The 18783-nt window shown below is 66.4% G+C and carries 17 protein-coding genes; 8 read left to right on the top strand and 9 right to left on the bottom strand.

Annotated features, from left to right (window positions below; all coding sequences use genetic code 11):
* The first annotated feature begins 10 nt into the window (after nt 1–10).
* Nucleotides 11–1339: a PQQ-binding-like beta-propeller repeat protein gene (locus QA600_RS03155; RefSeq protein ID WP_278290508.1), complete on the top strand. Its 1329-nt coding sequence runs from the start codon at nt 11–13 to the stop codon at nt 1337–1339.
* On the top strand, nt 1329–2540 hold the full coding sequence (locus tag QA600_RS03150) for a PQQ-binding-like beta-propeller repeat protein (RefSeq protein ID WP_278290507.1): 1212 nt from the start codon (nt 1329–1331) through the stop codon (nt 2538–2540). Before QA600_RS03155 ends, QA600_RS03150 begins: the two co-directional genes overlap by 11 nt.
* 6 nt (nt 2541–2546) lie before the next feature.
* On the opposite strand, the gene QA600_RS03145 is transcribed toward QA600_RS03150, so the two are convergent.
* Together QA600_RS03145 and QA600_RS03140 are read right to left on the bottom strand one after the other, a co-directional pair.
* Nucleotides 2547–3131 carry a DUF5518 domain-containing protein gene (locus tag QA600_RS03145; RefSeq protein ID WP_278290506.1) on the bottom strand — a complete coding sequence of 195 codons (585 nt, stop codon included), beginning with the start codon at nt 3129–3131 and terminating at the stop codon, nt 2547–2549.
* A gap of 51 nt (nt 3132–3182) precedes the next feature.
* Entirely contained in the window at nt 3183–4274 is a 1092-nt protein-coding gene (locus tag QA600_RS03140) for an AI-2E family transporter (protein WP_278290505.1), read from the bottom strand.
* A gap of 106 nt (nt 4275–4380) precedes the next feature.
* Here QA600_RS03140 and QA600_RS03135 point away from each other — a divergent pair, with 106 nt between their 5' ends.
* Both QA600_RS03135 and QA600_RS03130 read left to right on the top strand, forming a co-directional pair.
* Nucleotides 4381–5541, top strand: coding sequence for an extracellular solute-binding protein (locus tag QA600_RS03135; protein ID WP_278290504.1), 1161 nt, complete (start codon nt 4381–4383; stop codon nt 5539–5541).
* Between the two features lie 116 nt (nt 5542–5657).
* Nucleotides 5658–5966, top strand: coding sequence for a hypothetical protein (locus QA600_RS03130; RefSeq protein ID WP_278290503.1), 309 nt, complete (start codon nt 5658–5660; stop codon nt 5964–5966).
* A 58-nt stretch (nt 5967–6024) separates the two neighbouring features.
* Here QA600_RS03130 and QA600_RS03125 read toward each other — a convergent pair whose 3' ends face one another.
* From QA600_RS03125 to QA600_RS03105, 5 genes are all read right to left on the bottom strand, one after another.
* Complete coding sequence (locus QA600_RS03125) at nt 6025–8394, bottom strand: ATP-dependent DNA helicase (protein ID WP_278290761.1); 2370 nt, start codon at nt 8392–8394, stop codon at nt 6025–6027.
* A 97-nt stretch (nt 8395–8491) separates the two neighbouring features.
* On the bottom strand, nt 8492–9115 hold the full coding sequence (locus QA600_RS03120; RefSeq protein WP_278290502.1) for a metal-dependent hydrolase: 624 nt from the start codon (nt 9113–9115) through the stop codon (nt 8492–8494).
* Nucleotides 9116–9178: 63 nt separating this feature from the next.
* Nucleotides 9179–10144 (bottom strand): metal ABC transporter permease, encoded by a 966-nt coding sequence (locus QA600_RS03115; RefSeq protein ID WP_278290501.1) that lies wholly within the window; start codon nt 10142–10144, stop codon nt 9179–9181.
* A 2-nt stretch (nt 10145–10146) separates the two neighbouring features.
* Nucleotides 10147–10899 carry a metal ABC transporter ATP-binding protein gene (locus tag QA600_RS03110; RefSeq protein ID WP_278290500.1) on the bottom strand — a complete coding sequence of 251 codons (753 nt, stop codon included), beginning with the start codon at nt 10897–10899 and terminating at the stop codon, nt 10147–10149.
* Between the two features lie 60 nt (nt 10900–10959).
* Entirely contained in the window at nt 10960–11973 is a 1014-nt protein-coding gene (locus QA600_RS03105; protein WP_278290499.1) for a metal ABC transporter substrate-binding protein, read from the bottom strand.
* Between the two features lie 426 nt (nt 11974–12399).
* On the opposite strand from QA600_RS03105, the gene QA600_RS03100 reads away from it, so the two are divergent.
* Entirely contained in the window at nt 12400–12975 is a 576-nt protein-coding gene (locus tag QA600_RS03100; protein ID WP_278290498.1) for a DUF1684 domain-containing protein, read from the top strand.
* Nucleotides 12976–13255: 280 nt separating this feature from the next.
* Here the strand turns inward: QA600_RS03100 and QA600_RS03095 are convergent, their stop codons facing one another.
* Entirely contained in the window at nt 13256–13936 is a 681-nt protein-coding gene (locus QA600_RS03095) for a class I SAM-dependent methyltransferase (RefSeq protein ID WP_278290497.1), read from the bottom strand.
* A gap of 230 nt (nt 13937–14166) precedes the next feature.
* Between QA600_RS03095 and QA600_RS03090 the strand changes: the two genes are divergently transcribed.
* The 3 genes from QA600_RS03090 to QA600_RS03080 all read left to right on the top strand — a co-directional run bounded on the left by QA600_RS03090 (nt 14167) and on the right by QA600_RS03080 (nt 17829).
* Nucleotides 14167–15330, top strand: a complete 1164-nt coding sequence (locus QA600_RS03090; protein WP_278290496.1) for an extracellular solute-binding protein — start codon at nt 14167–14169, stop codon at nt 15328–15330.
* Between the two features lie 149 nt (nt 15331–15479).
* Entirely contained in the window at nt 15480–17090 is a 1611-nt protein-coding gene (locus QA600_RS03085) for an iron ABC transporter permease (protein WP_278290495.1), read from the top strand.
* Nucleotides 17091–17250: 160 nt separating this feature from the next.
* The gene (locus tag QA600_RS03080) at nt 17251–17829 is read left to right on the top strand and encodes a hypothetical protein (protein WP_278290494.1); all 579 of its coding nucleotides are present in this window, start codon (nt 17251–17253) and stop codon (nt 17827–17829) included.
* On the opposite strand, the gene QA600_RS03075 is transcribed toward QA600_RS03080, so the two are convergent.
* Complete coding sequence (locus tag QA600_RS03075; protein WP_278290493.1) at nt 17826–18620, bottom strand: hypothetical protein; 795 nt, start codon at nt 18618–18620, stop codon at nt 17826–17828. The two genes, QA600_RS03080 and QA600_RS03075, sit on opposite strands and share 4 nt — an antisense overlap.
* Between the last annotated feature and the right edge of the window lie 163 nt (nt 18621–18783).

Genomic DNA, 18783 nt, shown 5'->3' with positions numbered 1-18783 from the left:
ATCGAACAGTATGCAACGCCGACACGTCCTCGCGGCGGTCTGCGGAGCCGGCACCGCCGGCGTCGCCGGCTGCCTCGGCGAGGAGTGTCCGCCCCGAACGGACGCCGATCCGCCGCCCGAGGGCTGGCCGATGCCCGGGTTCGACGCCGCGAACACCGGCCTCGACCCCGACGGCGATTCGCCGCCGGACGACCCGCTCGAACGCTGGCGGTTCGACGCCTGGGAGCACGACGATCACGGGGGCGTCGCCAGCGGCCCCGTCGTCGACGACGAGCGAGTTTACGTCGTCTACGGCCTGTCTGCTCCCGACGACCGATTTCCCCCGGAACAGGACGACGAGGGCGCGGTGTTCGCACTCGAGGAGGCCACCGGCGAACTCGAGTGGGAACACTCGCTCTCGGATCCGAGCGGGGCGCCCGCGCTCGTCGGCGACGGCCTCGTCGTCGGCGACGGCGACGGGACGTTGACCCGACTCGAGCGCCGCGGCGGCGACGTCGTCTGGGAGACGGACCTCGGCGCGGCGGTTCGCACGCCCGCGGTCGCCGACGGCTGGTGTTACGTCCAGACCGACGACGGGCGCGTCTTCGCCGTCGACGTCGACACCGGAGAGCGGTGCTGGGACGACCGACAGGAGGGGATCCGTGATCGACTCGGCTTGGGAGACGAGCATCGGGCGACCGGGCGACCCGCAGTGGGCGACGAGACGGTCGTCGTACTGACAGGGTCGGGCGACGACCCGCCTCCCTGGACGGTGTTCGTTCGCGGACTCGGCAGGGAGTCCGGATCGGAGCGGTGGGCGATCGAACTCGAGGATCCCGTCCGTTCCAGCACGTTTCCCTCTCCCGCCGTCGCCGAGGAGGCCATCTACGTCGCCGTTCCCGGCGAGCTACAGGCACGGTCGATCGACGACGGAAGCCACGAGTGGACCTTCGCGACCGGCGTCGACGAGACGAGTTCGCCGACCGTCGACGAGGACGCGGTATACCTCGGCGCCAAGAACGCCTACGCGGTCGATCGAAACACCGGCGAGGAGCGGTGGCGCCACGTGAACCTCGCCCCGGACGACGACGAGTCCTCGAGCGGAACCGATCGGACGCCGATCACGGGTGCCCCGGTCGTCGTCGGCGACCGCGTCCTCGTCGGGTTCGGCGCGCTCGATCGCGAGGACGGCGACCACCGGTGGGGGGAGATCGGCGACGACGAGGAGAGCGACTACTTCGAAGGCGGGTGGTTCGGCCGCGAGCTTCCGACCGACGGCCAAGCGGTCGCGAACGGCGCGCTCTACGCGACCACTCGATGGGGACGGCTCGCGAAGTTCGGTGGTGACGATGCGTCGTAGAGCCGTCCTCGCGGTGGGCGCCTGCGCGATAACGGCTACGGGCGCGGGCTGTTTCGGCCGCGACTCGAGCGACCTCGAGACGTTCGACGGCGAGGTGAGCGTCGACCCGTCGCTGGCCCCGAACCGAACGTCGTGGTCCGTCGTCCACGGCGATCCGGCGAACACGCGGGCCGTTCCCCCGGAAGCGACGCCGGAACCGCCACTATCGATCTCGTGGACCGAATCGTACAAAACCCATATCGGTCACGTTCACCCGGTCGTTCGGGACGGGACCGTCGTCGCGTCGGACTTGGACGAGGAGCTGTTCGCGGTCGACGCCGAAACCGGGGAGCGGGAGTGGACTGCTGCACCGGAGGAGTTCGAGTCGCGGACGGCGCCCGCCGTAACCGAGGACGAAGTTCTGATCGGCTCCCGGTCCTCGCTCCGGGTGTTCGATCGCGACGGCGACGAGCGCTGGCGAACCGAGGAGTCGGTTCGGTTCGGACAGTTTCGGTCCGACCCGACCGTCACCGGAGATCTCTCACTGGTGAGTACGCCGCTCGGCCTCGCCGCCCACGACCTCGAGGACGGCGACCGACGCTGGGAGCAACCGATCGGCGTGCGACCGACGGCGACCCCCGCGAGCCGGGATGGGACGATCTACCTCGGCGGCGGCGACGCGACACTCCACGCGCTCGAGGACGAGACCGGCGGCGTCCGCTGGCGGGCCAACGCCGACGACGAGATTACGGCGGGACCGGCTGTCACGGACGACGTCGTGTACGTCGGGACGGGGTCGGGAACGGTGATCGCGGTCGATACCGACGGCACCGTCCGGTGGGGAACCGAGGTCGCCGATCGAGAGGTCGACGTCGTCGCCGTCGGGAACGGGATCGTCTGCGCGTCGGATATCGGCGGTGCGATCTCCGTCGTCGATCCCGACTCGGGTGACCGCGTCTGGCGATCGGAGCGAGGCGCCTCGTCGTACGCGGCCGGACCCGTGATCGGTTCCGGGCTGATCTTCGCTCGAGTGCGTCGCGACCGGGGTTCCGGATCGGGGAGTGGCGAGACGATCGGCGCGTTCGACGCCGAAAGCGGCGAGCTCGAGTGGCAGTACGACGGCGACGCGAGGCCGACGAGCGGCCCCGCCGTGGAGTCGGGGGCGCTGTATCTCACGGGCCACGAGGACGACCGGACGTCGGCGCTCTTCGAATTCACCTAGCGGCGGCTACTCGTCTCGCTCACGATCCCGGGGTTCAGGTTCGTGCCATCGCGACGGATCGAGGTCGTCGTCCTCGCGTCCGTCGGCCGGTTCGTTTCGCGTCGGTCGGTCCGATTCGGATCGGTCGGCCCTCTCCGCGTCCCGCTCGCGCGGTCGGGTCCCGGAACGGGAGGCCGGCTCCCGTCGCCTCCCATCAAACGTCTCCCGCGTTCGCGCGTGTTTTCCGGGGTACTCCCGCGCGAGGTAGGCCCCGAGGTACCCGCCAAGCAGCGACAGGCCGACGGTGTAGACGAACGCGAACAGGACCCCGACGAGGATCAACAGGATAACGAACGCAAACCCCTCCGCGGGTGCCGCGGCGACGCCGAACCCGAATCCGACGAAGCCGATTCCCAGCACCGCGACGGCGGCGATCGGGACGAACGTGATCGCGCCCGCGAGGGCGCCGACGATCGCCCCGTCCCGGTCGTCCGGCCCCTCGAGAAAACCGGCGACAGCGCCGCCGACGACCGTCGAAAAGGGGATAAAGGAGAGGACGATTCCGACGACGGCCCCGATGATCGCGTTGATGATCGTTCGGCCACTGGCCATGGTGGATGGACGACGAGCAGGGAGAAAGGCGTGTTGGCTGGTTCGATCCGATCAGTCGTCCGTCGAAGCCTCGGACTCCACGTCGGCACTCGGTGCTCGCGTGCCGTCCTCGAGCTCCGGCGGTGCGAGCTCCGCGAGGCTCACGTCCCCGTTGACCTCGTCGGCGAGTAGCTCGACGGCTTCGACGAAGATCGCGACGATCAGCGGGCCGACGACGATCCCGATCGCACCGAGGGTGAACAGTCCGCCGGTAAAACCGACGAAGTATAGGCTTCCAGGCAGCCCGGCCGAGCGACGGGCGAGGCGGGGTCTGACGGCGATGTCGGGCAGCCAGGCGACGAGCGTGATGCCGAGGACGCCGACCAGCGCGGCCGCGATGAGGTCGCCCGCGGCCACGTGGTAGAGCGCGATCGGCGTGATCAACAGGCTCGGACCGATGATCGGCACGAACTGCAAGATCGCGGCGAACAGCGCGAGGGTGAACGCCATCTCGTAGCCAAGCAGGTGAAACAGCGGGTAGCCGATCAGGAGCGAGGTCACCGACGTCGCGAGCTGCAGCACGTAGATCGCGTACAGCGTCTCTCGAGCCCGGATAGCGAGCGCTCGAACGATCCCTCTGTACTCGCGGGGGACGGGCGCGATCGCGGCGCGCGCGGCGGCGTCGCCCCTGTACAGCAGCGCGAACAGCAGGATGACGAACAGCGCGAACTTGATCGCGAGGACGGGGAGGGAAGAGGCCAGCGAAACGGCCACGTCGCGGAGGAACGAGACCGCGAGCGCCTGGACCTCCCGCGTCTCGATCGTGTACGTCATCTCGAGAACCGTCACCGGGATCTCGGCCGGCACGCCCTCGACGAGGGCGATCACCTCGTCGACCCGGAAGTACAGCGTGAGGACGATCGGCGCGAACACCGCCGTTGCGCTCACGAACCCGACGAGCGTCGCGCCGACGGTGGCGGTCCACTCGCCGAGGCCGCGCCTGACCAGCCACGCCTGAACCGGCACCAGCACGTACGCGACCGTCAGCGCAAAGAGGATCGTTCCGAGCACCTCGAGCAGGATCGCGCCGGTCAGCAGGCCGAGGACCGCGACGACGCCGCCGAGCACGTGGCGCCGCCGCGGTGAGTTCGTGGTGGCTGTCACAGGGGCCGATCGCCGTCGACCGTCAAAGCCTTTCTGTGATGGGCGCCCCCTCGGTATCCGACGGACGATCCCGGCGCTTAAGACGACACGGTGTGTGGCTCCCAGCATGAATCGGCGTTCGGTCGTGCGGACCGTCGGCGTCGGAGCGCTCGCCGGGATGGCCGGCTGTTCCTCCCCCGTCGGGGACGACGATGAGGACGATGACGACGAAGACGGCGAGAACGAGGACGAGGAGGCGACCGACGCGACCGAGCGCGACGACACCGAGCCGGACGAGCCCGACCTCGAGGGGACGTTCCGGGTAGCGACGACCGAGTCGATGGTCGTCGGCGAGCGGGCCGTCGGCGAGTGGATCAAGGAGGCCTTCGAAGAGGAGTTCCCCGACGCCGAACTTCAGTGGACGATTCCGGAGGCCGGTCTGAACCACTACCGTAGACGAGCCGAGCAGAACGCAGAGATCGACGCCGACGTCTACCTCGGGCTCACGCCGCCGGATCTCGCCGGACTCGACGCCGACCTCGCGTCGCACTCCCTGTTTCGGGAACCCGGTGCCGATCGGCTTCCGACAACCGAGCGAATCCGGGACGGCCTCGAGTTCGGGGATCCTTCGGGACGCGCCGTTCCGGTCGGCGTCCGATATAGCTGTCTGTGGTACGACGAGAGCGAACTCGACGGACCCGACGAACTCACCGACCTGCTCGACGACGAGTACGAGGAACGCCTGCTCGCCCCGCGTCCCGATCGCTCCGACGCCGGCCTCGCCTTCCTGCTCTGGACGGTCGAGGCGGTCGGTGACGACGGCTATCGCCGCTACTGGGGCGACCTCGAGGAGAACGGACTCGAGCTCGTCGACGACTGGGTGGCGTCGACGACCGCGTTCGCCGACGGCGATCGCCCGCTCACGGTCGGCTACTCGACCGACGCCGCCTTCGCCGAGCGCGAGGGGTGGGAGACCGACGACTGGGAGCTCGCCTTCCCGAACGAACAGGGGTACGAGACGCCGATCGGCGCGGCCGTCTTCGAGGACGCCGAGGAGGTAGATCTCGCCTACGACTTCCTGAATTTCCTGCTCTCGAGCGACGTTCAGGCCGCGTTCGCCGAGCGCCACTCCGCGATGCCGGCGCTCAGCCGAGCGTTCCTCGATCTGGACGAACCGTTCGAGGAGACCGCGGCGGTTCCGTCAGACCCCGTCTCGGTCGGGTACGATCGACTCCGCTCCGACCTCGAGCGGTGGGTCGACGAGTGGGCGGAGACGATCGCGGAGTAACGGACCCGAACGGTTCCACTCGAGTGGGAACCGGCCACCCGACTGAAGTACTCGCGTGACCCAGCGGCGAACGAACGCGTTCTCGAGCGGTACTCCCGCTCGGGAAGCGAGGTCCCATGAACGAATACAGCGTCCTTATCGCAGCCGCAAACACGGCAACGTTGCTCACCGGCGGCGCGGTCGCCGTCCTCGCTTACCGTGCGTTCCGACGGACCGGTGCCGGACCCCTCCGGGCGGTCGCCGTCGGATTCGGGCTGCTCGTCGCCGGATCGGTTCTCGGTGGAGCCGTCCACCTCGTCGCCGGTCGGATCGCGCTCGGGGTCGCCGTCCAGAGCTCGTTCACCGCCGGCGGCTGTGCGGTCCTGCTGTACTCGCTATACGCGGAGACGCCGACCAGAACCGTCACGGTGCGGAAATCGCCGTAAGTCGAGTGCCGACCGATATCGTCGACGGCCAACATCGGGTTCGCTCGGTCGGGAGCGATTAGAGCCGCGACCGGAACCGGTCGAGACCCACCTCGAGCATGTCGGAGCTGACGGGCTGGAACTCGCCGTCGTCGGGGAGGTACTCCCGCACCGAGTCCCAGCTGTCCCGCGCGTAGCGCTCGTCGAGCAGCACTCGCACGCCAACGTCCTCGGCCGAGCGGATGACCCGTCCGACGGCCTGGCGGGTCTTCCGGACCGCCGGGATCGTCAGCGCGTACTCGAACCCGTCACCGAAGGCGTCGTCGTAGGCCCGACGGACGGCCGTCGTTCGTGGGCTCGAGGTGTTGACGATCGGGACGCCACAGACCACGGCGGCGGAGAGACGGTCGCCGCTGTAGTCGACCCCCTCGGTGAGCGTCCCCCGCAGACTCGTGACGAGTACCTTTCCCTCGCCCGCGAAGAAGTCGTTCTTGAGCGACTGGGTCGTCTCGTCGTCGCTCGCGGCGTCGAGCAGGACGGGTTTGTCGATCCGGCCCTCGAGGGCGCCCGCGATCCACTCGGCTTCCGCGTAGCTGGGCATCCCGACGAGGACGTTGCCGGGGAGCCGGGCGACCCTCGCGACGGCGTCGGCGTAGTGGGTGCGCGTCGGGTTGGTCTCGCCGGGTCGACCCCGGTTGTCGTAGGTAAACTTCGGCGCGGCCACCGCGAAGCTCTCGCGGTTCTCCTCGGGGAAGTGCAGGCCGTAGCGACGTTCGACGACCGGACGGTCCTCCTCGTCGGCGAGGTAGTCGAGTCCCGTCACCTCGGTGAACGCGTCGACTGGCTCGAGGGTCGCGCTCATCAGGATTCCGCCGCCGAACGCCGCCAGTCGATCGCCGATGGCGTCGCTGGGGACGCAGTTGTGCAGGGCGAGGCGAGCAGTGTAGGCCCGCCGCCAGGAGTCGGTCGGCTCGGTCTCGTCCCAGGTGCGCTCGAGCTCGATCTCCCGGAAGTAGTCGGTGTGATCGCGACGGTACCACTCGCCGAGAACGCGACCCACAGCGGGCGCCGCGCGGGTTCGGTCCTCGTCTTCGGCTTCGTTCAACACGCGCTCGACGACGGCGCCGACGTTCTCGGCCCGGACCCAGACGGCGTCGCTGTAGCCCGCGTCGGCGGCCCACTCGGTGAGTTCGTCGACGGCGGGCTCCTGCGGGTCGCGGAGCGGGATCTCGGCGTCCGAGAGCTCGGTCGGGTTCGACTGCCACCCCCGATGGTTCCGGTCGAGGTAGGCGGTGACGCGACGGTCGAGTTCCTCCCGGAGGTCACGAACGAACTCGAGGGTGCGGGAGAGCTCCTCGAAAGAGACGTCGCTGTCCTCGAGTTCGCCCCGCACGAGGTCGGCGTCAGCGGTCTTCGAACCGCCCTGGGCCTCCCGTCCCTCACGCTCGAACCTGATCGGCTGGAGCACTCGAGAGAGCTCCGTCTCGGCGTCCCGGAGGCGCTGGTCCGCGACGCCGTCGCTGACCAGATCTCGCACGCGCGGCTCGAGCATGTGGGCCTCGTCGCAGACGACGAACGTCGAGTCGTCGAGCAGGGCGCCCGTGAAGGCGGTCGTCGTGGTCGGATCGAACGCGTGGTAGTAGTTGCCGAGGACGAGCTCGACGTGGCCTAACGCCGCGCCCATCACGGAGTGTGGGCAGGTGCCGTTGCGGACCGAGCGCGAGACGAGATCGTCGGGAGTCAACATCCCGGTACTCGTGAAATCGAACGGAACCGCCTCGGCCGCATCGCTGTCGCTCTCTTCGTCGGGCAGGTCCTCGAGGTACTGGGCGTAGAACGGGCAGTACTCCGTCTCGGCGCCGACCGCGCCGCCGTCGCCGTAGGTCGGCATCTCCGGCGGGTAGGCCGCGGTTTCGCCCGCGGTCTCGAGAAATCGCCCCGTCGGTCCCGTCGATCCGCTGTCGGCGAGGCCCGTCTGTTGCTGGCGGGCGCGGGCGGTCAGCGTCCCTGGGGTCGTCTCGCCGCCCTCGCCCGTGAGGTCGCGGGTGCGCTCGCGCAGGCTCTCGCAGCGATCGTAGACGTTGCCGTCGTCGATTCCTCCTGCACCGGCGCGGTTGTACGGACAGACGTCGGCCTTCCCGACGAGCGTCAGTCCCGAGACGGGATTCCAGTCGTCGGGCAGGTTCTCGTTGATCGTCTCGAGGTCGGCCTCGAACTGGCGAAGCTGCTGTTTGACGCTCGTGAGGACGAGGACGCGCTCGTAGTCGGTGTCGGGGTCGCGCACGAGGTCGATCCCAGCGGTGAGCGCGATCATCGTCTTCCCGGTCCCACAGGCACCCTCGACGACAGTGTAGCCGCCGTCTCGAGCCGTCTCAATAGCGGTCTCGATCCCGTCGACCTGCTCGTCGTAGGGCTGGGTGTGGCCGAAGATCGAGCGCCAGTCGGTCATTCCTGCCGTACTCATCGTCGGTCGCTCATAGCGTTGACGAACCGTAGCCGCGGCTTCGGATATAAACCTCGGGAGGGAGGACCGACGCCCGCTCGCGTCAGCGGCTCCGGGAGTCGGTTACCAGCTCGACCGATCGCTCGAGTCCGCGCTTGACCGCGAGGACCGACTCGCGGAGGACCGGTGCGCCGTCGTAGAGCCACAGCAGGGCGGCAAACCCGGTCGCACCGAGCATGGCCAGGGCGTACGTCGACGGGTCGTCGGAGAACAGCTCCTGGTGGTAGTTCCCCAGGAGGACGAAGAACTGGTCGGCGAACCCGGTGTGCTCGTGAGCGTGGTGGTGAACCTCGTCCGGCTGGAACGGCCACAGCACGATCCAGAAGCTGAGGTGATCGTCCCGGACGTAGCCGTCGACGATATCGGCGGGGAGATGCAGGAGGTAGCCGACGGCGAACGCGAGTCCGGCTCGAGAACGCCCGTACGACCGGGCGATCGCGCCGACGGCGATCGACAGCGGAACGGCGAAGAAGATCGAGTGACCGATCGCGTAGCCGACCTCGAAGATGCCGTACTCCCAGGCCAGCGGTTTGTCGATCAGATCCGGAAGGACGGAGGCGAAGACGACCGCGAACGCCTCGAGTCCGCCGGGCGAGTCGCGGTAGTAGGCGTGGCAAAACAGCGAGTACGCGACGTATCCCATGATCGCGTGTTCCCAGGGCCACATACGGATTCAGGTCACCTCTTTGATAGCATTCATTCCGTTTGTGTTGTTACTCATTGGTTGACGCTACCTGTCGTTGACGATTGCAAATACGTAGACCAGAATCGCGACGAGAACGATCGCCGGTCCGGTCGCGATGTCGAGGTAGTACGAGGAGAAAATGCCGGCGAGAACCGCGATCTCGCCGAACAGAATCGAGAGGACGAGGCCGTGGTTGAAGTTGCTCGTCAGTTGCATTGCGGCCGCGACGGGAACGACGAGCATCGCGGCGACGAGGATTGCACCGAGGATCTGCATCGCCGCGACGACGACCAGCGCCGTCACGACGATCAGGAGCGTATCGTAGAACCAGACGTTGATCCGAGCCAGTCGCGCCGCTTCGCGGTCGAACGTGATGAACAACAACTGCTTGTGGGTTAGCCCCACCATTCCGACGACCAGTATCGTGAGCGCGACCATCAGCTGGACGTTCTCGAAGGGAACGAACAGGATGTTGCCGAACAGGTAGCTCTCGATCTCGCGACCGAACGCGACACCCTCGCCGTAGGAGATGACGGCGACCCCGACGGCGAACCCGCCGGTCAGGATGATCGCCAGCGGAACGTCGGCGTAGGCGTCCGTCGTCACGGCGAGATACTGGAGCCCGAGCGCGGCGAGGACGGCGGCGATCAGCGCGAAGACCAGCGGATAGTTCAGCCACTCGACGCTCGCGCCGACCACGAGTCCGATCGCCACGCCGCCGAACGCGGTGTGAGCGAGAGCTTCTCCGATGAGCGCCATCTGCCGGTTAACGACATAGGCGCCGACGAGCGGTGCGGCGATCCCGACGAGAACGCCGACCGTAAAGCCGTGCTGAAGGAACGTACTACAGACCAGCCAGGAGTCGATCGCTCCGCACGTCGTTCCCCAGAACGCGTCGAAAAGCGGCGGGAAAGCCCAGTAGACGAACGCGGCGGTAGCGATCACCGCCGCAGGAACACCGACCGCGGCAACAGCCAGCCCGCGCCGGGACCGGAACGTATCGTCGTTCATCGTCAGTCTCCGGAGGCAACGCTTGTCGACCGCGCTGCTCGCGCCGAGCTGAACGCGCGTTCGAGTGCGTCGGTTTCGAGGAACCGTTCCGTACCGCAGTGCTCGTAGAGTTCGCGGTTGAGACACGCGATCGTATCGGCGTGCTCGGTGACGACGCCGATATCGTGTTCGATCAGGACGATCGTGATCCCTGCCTCGTTGAGTTCGTGTAACAGATCGTAGAACGCGTCCCGCGAGTCGGCGTCGACGCCGACCGTCGGCTCGTCGAGCGCCAGCAGATCGGCTTCGGACGCGAGCGCGCGAGCGATGTACGTCCGCTGTTTCTGTCCGCCCGAGAGCGAGCTGATCTGCCGGTCGGCCAGGTCGACGATACCGACCTGCTCGAGGGCGTCGTCGACGATCCGATGATCGTCCGACGTGAGAGGCGAGAGGCCAGCGTGGGCGTACCGTCCCATCCGTACGACCTCACGGACGGAGATCGGCATCGTCGTGTCGGCCTCCGAGGACTGCTGTGAGACGTAGCCGAGTCGGGTCCCTTCGTCGAACGACGTCGCGTCGGTGCCGAACAGCTCGACCGTTCCCGTATCCGGCGTCTGCAGTCCCAGCAGGATCTTCAACAGGGTCGTCTTCCCGGAGCCGTTCGGTCCGATCAGCCCCAGGAAGTCGCCGGCTTCGACCGTGAGGGAGACGTCTTTTATCACGGGCTGGTCGTCGTAGGCGAAGGTAACGTTCTCGGCGGCTATTGCAGCGTTCATTTGAGGTTGATAACCAGTTTTTGCTCTCGAGCTATCCAAATCTTTCGAGGCTGCTAACTCTTATGCTGTCTGGAGGGCTCGCTCGAGCGACGGGAAGTTGATCTCCTGGTAGTGGGCGACGTACCCCCAGTCGGACTCCATCTCGACGTCCCCGACCTCCGTGGTTTCGTCGAGTTGCGTCTCCACCGGCGAGATCGGGAGCACCTCCGCGCCCGTCTCGTCGGCGATCGATTCGGCGAGGTGGGCCGGCTCGCCGACGTCGTAGAGGACGTGCTCGATCCCGTACTCCTCGATGTGGTTTTCGACCTCCTCGATGTCCTGTGCGGACGCCTCTCCGTCCGGCGACGTGCCGATCGGCGAGTAGACGTCGATGTCGTATCGGCGGTTCCACCACTGGAAGGAGTCGTGGGTGCCGATGACGATTTCGTCGAGAGTCGCGCGATCGACAAGCTCCTCGAACTTCTCGTGGATCTCCTCGAGGTCCTCGCTGAACGCGGTCGCGTTCTCGTTGTACTCGTCGGCGTGGTCGGGATCGAGCTCCGCGAAGCCGGCTGCGATGTTGTCGACGCCGTTCTGACACTCGACGGGATCCATCCACCAGTGTTCGTCGTCGTCTTCGGCAGGACTGTCGAAGAACTCGATCCCCGCGGAGGCGTCGATGACGGCGACGCTGTCGTCGCCCTCGAGCTCCGCGACGGCGTCGTCCATCCAGCCGGCGAACTCCCGCATATAGACGAACGCGTCGGCCTCCTCGATCTCCTCGACGATCCCCGGCCCGGGTTCGTAGTCGTGGCCGTGCTCGCCGGTCGGAACCAGATCGACGGCGTTCACGTGATCGCCGCCGACCTCCCGTGTGAAATCCCAGAGCGCTGGCATTCCGGCGGCAACAGTGTACGTGTCGTCTCCCCCGCCTCCGTCGTCTTCACTTGCTATATCGTCGCCGTCGACACCGTTGTCCTCCTGGGGATCCTCGTCGAGACAGCCCGCGATACCCGCGGCGAGCGTTCCGACCCCCGCAGCGAGGACCGTCCGACGCGTAGAGCGAGGCTGAGTCGTCGTCGAGAGATCTGTCATTAGCTCGCATTCCGCCACACCAATTAAAATAGTTTGTGCTTCTACACAGATTATTAGACGCGACTAATCCGTCCCGGTCCGGACCAGAGTACAGCGTACTTACTCGAGGAACCACCCCCGAAAGGGCACGCTGATTGTCTGGTTAGCCGTGGTGTCGGAGCTTCGGCTCCTGGCCCGGTCTGGACGTGCCAATCTGTCTTGGGAGGGAGGTAACGACTGGACTGCGACACCCGGATCTGCAGCTCGCGAGTCACTCCGTCCCCCCGTTCGCCGTCCCCTGGTCCTCGCTTACGCTGTTCGTTCGGACTGCGCTTCCCCCGTGCGATCAAGCGCATGAACTGGCTGTCAGCGGCGGCTATCGTTCGTGGGGTAAGTCTCCCGTCTGTCAAACGCAACGCCTTCCAGTCTCGCTGCACAACCGACCGCATGAGCGATTCGATCGACGTCGAGAAGTGGCGCGCGGAACTCGAGACAAAGCGCGCCGAGAAGGACGACTTCTTCGCCGAACATCCCCAGTCGCCGATACCACCCGAGGACCGCGAGGCGTTCGAGGGCCTGGACTACTTCGAGCCGGATCCGACCTATCGGGTGACCGCGACCGTAACCGCTCACGACGATCCGGAGGTCGTCCTGATGGACACCACGGCGGGTCGAGAGATGCGCTACCTCCGTGCGGCGACGCTCGAGTTCGAGCTGGATCGCGAGGACGAAGACCTCGAGGACGGCGCGTTCGAGCTGGCAGCCTACCAACTCGAGAGCCCGAACGAGGAGCCCTACTTCGTCCCATTCCGGGACAAGACGACGGGCCAGCAGACCTACGAGGGCGGGCGATATATGGAGCTGGCCGCCGAGCGGGATCTCGAAACCGGCGACGAGCTGGTCGTCGACTTCAACCTCGCGTACACGCCGTTCTGTGCCTACAGCGAGACGTTCGACTGTCCCCTGCCTCCCGAAGAGAACTGGCTCGAGGTGACGATTCCGGCGGGCGAGCGGTTCGAGTAGCGCTACTCACTGGGGGCGGTGAGACCGCCGTACAGCACGGACGCCGACAGCGACGTTCGCGTTGTTCGGGCAGGGGGCCGTGGCTCTCGTCGCGTTTTGCTGCGGATCGGTCGGTGTCGTTCTCGTCCGTACCGTCACGATCGATCGGCGCTTCGGCGGTCGTCTCGTCGTCGTTGGCCGCCGTCCCGGAAAGGAATCTATCGCCCCGGGTAGACAACCGAGGGAGCGCCCGAACGCTCGAGTGGAAATCAAGGGGTTCGGCCGGAGCGTCGACCCGAAATCAGGGGGCGACCCCGACCGTGAGCAGGGTGCCGTACTCCCGGTAGTGCTCGACCATCGCCTCGCGGGTGTCCCAGTCCTCGAGCGGGAACTCCGCCTCGCTGGGGATCGCGATCTCTCGGTCGGGGACGTTGTCCTGTTCGGCGACCGAGAGGTCCGCCGAACGGAACGCCTCGCGGTACTGGTCGCGGTCCCAGCGGGTCATCTCGACGGCGATGTTGTCCTGCCACTCGTGGGAGTGGACGTTCTCCTCGTAGTAGTTGACCGCACAGTAGAACGTGCCGCCCGGTCGGAGGATGCGTGCGATCTCCTCGAGGGTCTCGTGGGGGTCGGCGGCGTAGTAGAAGGCCTCCATCGACCAGACGTGGTCGATCGAGTCATCGGCAAAGGGTAGGGCGCCGAAGTCGCCGACGACGTAGCCGACCTGCGGATCGTCGGTGTAGCTCGCAGCGTTGTGTGCCATTTCGGGTGAGCCGTCGAGTCCGTAGATCCGACCGGCGTCTTTGGTGTCTCGAAGCGCACGACCGGCGTAGCCGCTACCACAGCCCAGGTCGAGAACCGTATCGCCCGGTTCGACGGGCATCCGCGCGAGCGCGTGTTTGGCGGTGTGCCAGTGCCGTTCCTCCATTCCCCTGTCGCGACCGCTCGTAGCCCACTCGTCGAACTCCTCGCGTACGCTCATACCGACTCGTTTCCTCCAGAGGGTCAAAACCGGTTCGGCTCTCAGTGCCGGAAGTCACCGACAGGCTCTTTAGGTTGGCCTAAAAAGATCGACGTGGAGGTTTAGGCTGGCCGAAATCCGTGGGCATCGGATTCGGGCCAAACGGGAAGCGGTAGCTACCCCGACCTCTCGGTCCTTCTGACGGGAACAATCGGAAGGTATTAGTGTTTTAGGTCAACCTAAAACTAGATATGCACCAGCGAGACGACGATCGAACGCAGCGAACGGCGACCGGACGGCGACGATTTCTCGCGGCGACGGGGGTGTCGGTCGCAGGGCTCGCGGGACTCGCAGGCTGTCTCGGCGACGACGGCGAAAGCGCCGGGGCGGTCGCCGACGTCGGTCCCCGCGAGGCGTCGGTCGACTCCGAGGCCGTCTCCTGGGACGACCTCGGCGACCTCGAGGGCGAGCTGACGATCTACTCCGGGCGCACCCGAGACCAGATCGATCCCGTCTTCGTCGCGCTCGAGGAGGAGTACGACGGGCTGACGCTCAACGTCGACTACGACGACAACGACGTGCAGGTCAACCAGATCCTCCAGGAAGGCGACGCGGTCGCGGCAGATCTGATGTACTCACAGGATCCGGGCGCGCTGGCCGAGCTCGAGCACGAGGGTGCCGTCCAGCAACTGCCCGAGGACGTCGTCGACGCCGTTCCGGAGAGCTACCGCGAACCGGACGGCTACTGGACCGGTGTCTCCGGTCGGGTTCGCTCGATTCTGTACAACACCGAACGCTGGGACGGCGACGGCGACGACTTTCCGACCGATATCATGGAGTTTGCGACCGACGACCGATTCGAGGGGATCATTTCGACGCGTCCCAACTCCGGAACCTTCCGGGGGTTCATCCAGGCGATGGTCGAACTCGAGGGCGAGGAGGAAACTCGCGAGTGGGTCCGAGCGATGGTCGAGGACCAGGACATCCAGCTGTTCTCGGGTGGCTCCGACCAGGCGGAAGCCATCGAGAGGGGTGGCGACGACGACCCGGTCGTCGCACTCGGAAACAGCTACTACGCCGCCCGTATCCTCAACGAGGACCCCGACGCGCCGATCGACGTAACGTTCACCGAGAACGATCCCGGCTGTCTGTTCAGCGTCGCGGGCGTCGGCGTCACGAACGACGTGGAGAATCCGGAGCTCGTCGCGGAGTTCGTCCGGCATCTGCTGGCCGCGGAGGGCCAGGAGTTCATGATGGACGCAAACGGCGAGTACCCCGTCGTCGAGGGCGTCGACTACGTCGGCGACCTCCCCGACCTCGAGGAGCTCGAGCCGCCGGAGTTCGACTTGAGCGACTTCGACATGGATCTCGAGGAGGCCCAGGACCTCCTCAGCGAGGAAGGGATGACAGTCTGACGCGGCTACGAGCGCAAACTCAGTCAGAGACGTCGTGGTTGCCGCTTTTCGGCTTCCCACACCTCGGAACGCTTCGGGGGATTTAGGAGCGCCTAGCTCCAAGGGCCGACCACGTCCACGGCTCCGCCGATCCGGGCAGACAATCTACAATGAAACTACCTACGGACTATCTCGGTTCCTCGCGGAGACTCGAGTCGGTACAGGATCGACTCGGGAACACCGACCGTTCGATGACGATCCTGGCACTTCTGAGCGGTCTCGTCGCGTTTCTCGTCGTCTCCCCGATGTTCTGGCTGTTCTGGCAGGCGACGACGGTCGAGGCTACGCGCGCGTACGATCTCGTCGTCTCCTCGCGGACGGCCTGGATCACGTTCAACAGTATCACGCTGATGGTGCTCGTCACCGTGTTTTCGATCCTGCTCGGCGTTCCACTCGCCATGTTGACGACGAGAACGGACCTCCCGTACCCTCGACTCTGGACGATCGTCGCCGCGCTGCCGCTCGTGATCCCGAGCTACATCGGCGCGATCGCGTTCGCGGGGATGTTCGGTCCGGGCGGCGAAGTCGATACGCTGTTCGGCGCGACGATCCCGCGCGTCGACGGACTGTCGGGAGCGGTGTTGATCATCACGCTGTACACCTACCCCTACGTGTTCCTGACGACCCGTGCCGCGTTGCTGTCGATGGACAACTCGCTCGTCGACGCGGCTCGGACGCTCAACGCCGGCCCCCTCGAGGCGTTCCGTCGCGTCACGTTCCCGCAGATTCGGCCGGGAATCGCGGCCGGCGCGTTGCTCGCGGCCCTCTATGCGATCTCGGACTTCGGAACACCGGCGTTCATGCAGGCTGACGTCTTCACGAGCACGATCTACTGGGAGTTCAGCAACTTCGCCGTCGAGTACGCGGCGTTGCTCGCGCTACAGCTGATCGCGATCGTTGCGATCGTGCTCGTCATCGAAGCAGGCATTGGCCGCGACGAGGACGTCGCTGGCGGGACGGCGAAAGGGAGCGTCGTTCGCCTCGGCCGCTGGAAGTGGCCGGCGATGGGGTTCGTCTCGTTCATCGGCTTTCTTACGCTCGTCGTCCCGGTCGCGATCTTCACGAACTGGCTGTTCCGCAGCGAGGGCGATCCCATTCCGTCACTCGAGTTCCAGCCCGAGTTCGCGTTCAACTCGGTGTACCTCGCCCTGCTGGCCGCGCTGGTCGCGTGCCTCTTCGCGCTACCGGTCGCGTACTACTCCGGTCGGTCGAACTCGCTCGTCTCGCGGATCCTCGAGCGAGCGACCTACGTCGGCTTTGCCGTCCCCGGCGTCGTCATCGGACTTGCACTCGTCTTCCTCGGGACCAGGACCCTTCCCTCGTTCTACCGGGAGGGCGTCGCCCTGCTCGTGTTCGCGTACGTCGTCCGGTTCCTTCCGCAGGCGGTCGGCACCGTCCGATCGTCGGTCCTGCAGATCGACGACAAGACGATCGAGGCCGCCCGTACGCTCAACGCCGGGCGTCTCGAGACGTTCCGCCGGATCACGCTGCCGTTGATCATGCCCGGGCTGATCGCCGGCGGCGTCCTGGTCTTCCTGACGACGATGAAGGAGCTACCGGTGACCCTGATGCTCCAGCCCGTCGGAATGGACACGCTCGTCTCGATCATCTGGGGCGCACAGGACGCGCTGGCCTATCGGTACGCGGCCGTCCCCGCCCTCCTGTTGGTGGTGATCTCCGGGCTCTCGATGCTCGTGCTCCTCCGACAGGAGGAGGTGTAATCGACGGCCGAACGCTCCCGACCGTCAGCACGGCGATCCCGGTCTCCCCCTCGTTTCGACTCGAAGAGGGGACCGACGGTGTGGTTCGGGAACGGCCGTCGCGTGCTGTGGGACGACATATCCTCAGTATTAAGTCGGTTCCGGCAATTGGTCACGCAGTATGGAGTACGAACTGGCGATCGAGGGGACTCCCGAGACGGTCCCCGGGGGAACCGGCATCCTTCTGTTGCATCCGAGTACCGGTGAGACCGACCGCATCGACACCGATTTTCTCAAGACCGACACCGACAACTTTCTGGTCGTCTCCACTCGAACGACCGCGCGCGAAGCCAAACAGAAACTCGAGTACTACGACGTCGACGAGAACCGCGCCGAGATCCTCGACACGCTCTCCATCGAGCGCGGCTACTCGCGGCGGACCAGCGACACCGTCCACTACGTCGCCGCGCCCGACGACGTCGACGGCATCGTCGATCACATCGACGGCTTCCTCGAGAACCACGACGGCAAACTCCGGCTCAGCTTCGACTCGGTGACCGAACTCGCCTACTACGCCGGCGAAGAACAGGCCCTCGAGGCCGCAAGCCGTATTCTCGAGCTGCTCGACGAACACGACGCCGTCGGGCTGTTCCACCTCTCGGAGGATCCCCACGACGAGGAACTCGTCGAGGAGTTCCGCGCGCTGTTCGACGGCACGATCGATCTCGACGAGGACGGCAGCATCGACGCGACGTTCTAATCCTCGAGCGCGTCGAACGTCTTTTTGGCCCACGTTACCGCGTAGTTCGATCCGTGATCCCGGTAGGCGTCGGTGTCGAGCGCGGCGAACGGCGCCGGGAGCTCGAGACCGTGTTTGATCGTGGCGCAGGCCAGTTCGGTCGCGTCCGCGAAGTCGGTCTCACCGCGAGCGACCGCACCCGGAAGCCCCGAGACACGGTCCTCGAGGCGGGTTCCCGCGTCGTGCCAGGCGTCGGCCAGCTCCGGATGCGTTCCGCCTTCGTCCTCGTGCCACGCCGCGAACACGTCGCGCGTCTGAAGCCCCGTCCAGCCGTCGTACAGCGCCGCGGCAATCTGGTAGGTGCCGGCCGGATCGAGCGCCGTCGCCTGCTCGAGGTTTTGGTACTCCTCTTCGAAGAACCCGAGGAAGTGTTCGGGAACCTCGAGTCCGACCTCGACGAGTGCCTCCGCGAGCAGAAAGTCGAGAAACGGTTCGGGCGACCCTTCGACGCGGGGTTTGACGATAACTGTCGGTGGGTCAGTCTGGTGGGTCCAGGTGATGCTCCCGTCGCCGGGCATTCCGACCGTGAAGTCGCTGCTCGCGTATCGGACGAGGAGCTCCGGAGCGTCCTCGGGGAGCCACGCGGCCGGGTACGTCGCCGGCTCGAGTGAGTCCACGAGCAGGCCCAGGTCCTCCGCCTGGGCGGGCGCGAGCGTCTCGAAGTCCCGATCGCAGTCGACGACGACTGCGTCGGGAGCGTGCTCCTCCCGGATCGCCGCAACCGGGGACGAGAGCTCTCGAGCGGTGAACATCAGACGAGAACGGTCTGGAAGATGATCAGCGCCGACAGTAGCGCCGACACGGTGATCGTCGCGAGAACGGCCTTGGTTGCAGTGCTCATGTTCGGACGCTATCGGTCGCATCGCTTAAATCCATCTGTCTCGGCCGAAACCGCGAGACGCCAGGGTTTCTCGA

This window comes from Natronococcus sp. A-GB1 (assembly GCF_029688845.1).
Classification (GTDB): domain Archaea; phylum Halobacteriota; class Halobacteria; order Halobacteriales; family Natrialbaceae; genus Natronococcus.
The sequence above is the reverse complement of the archived record's forward strand: the minus strand, read 5'-3'. Positions and strand labels throughout refer to the sequence as shown.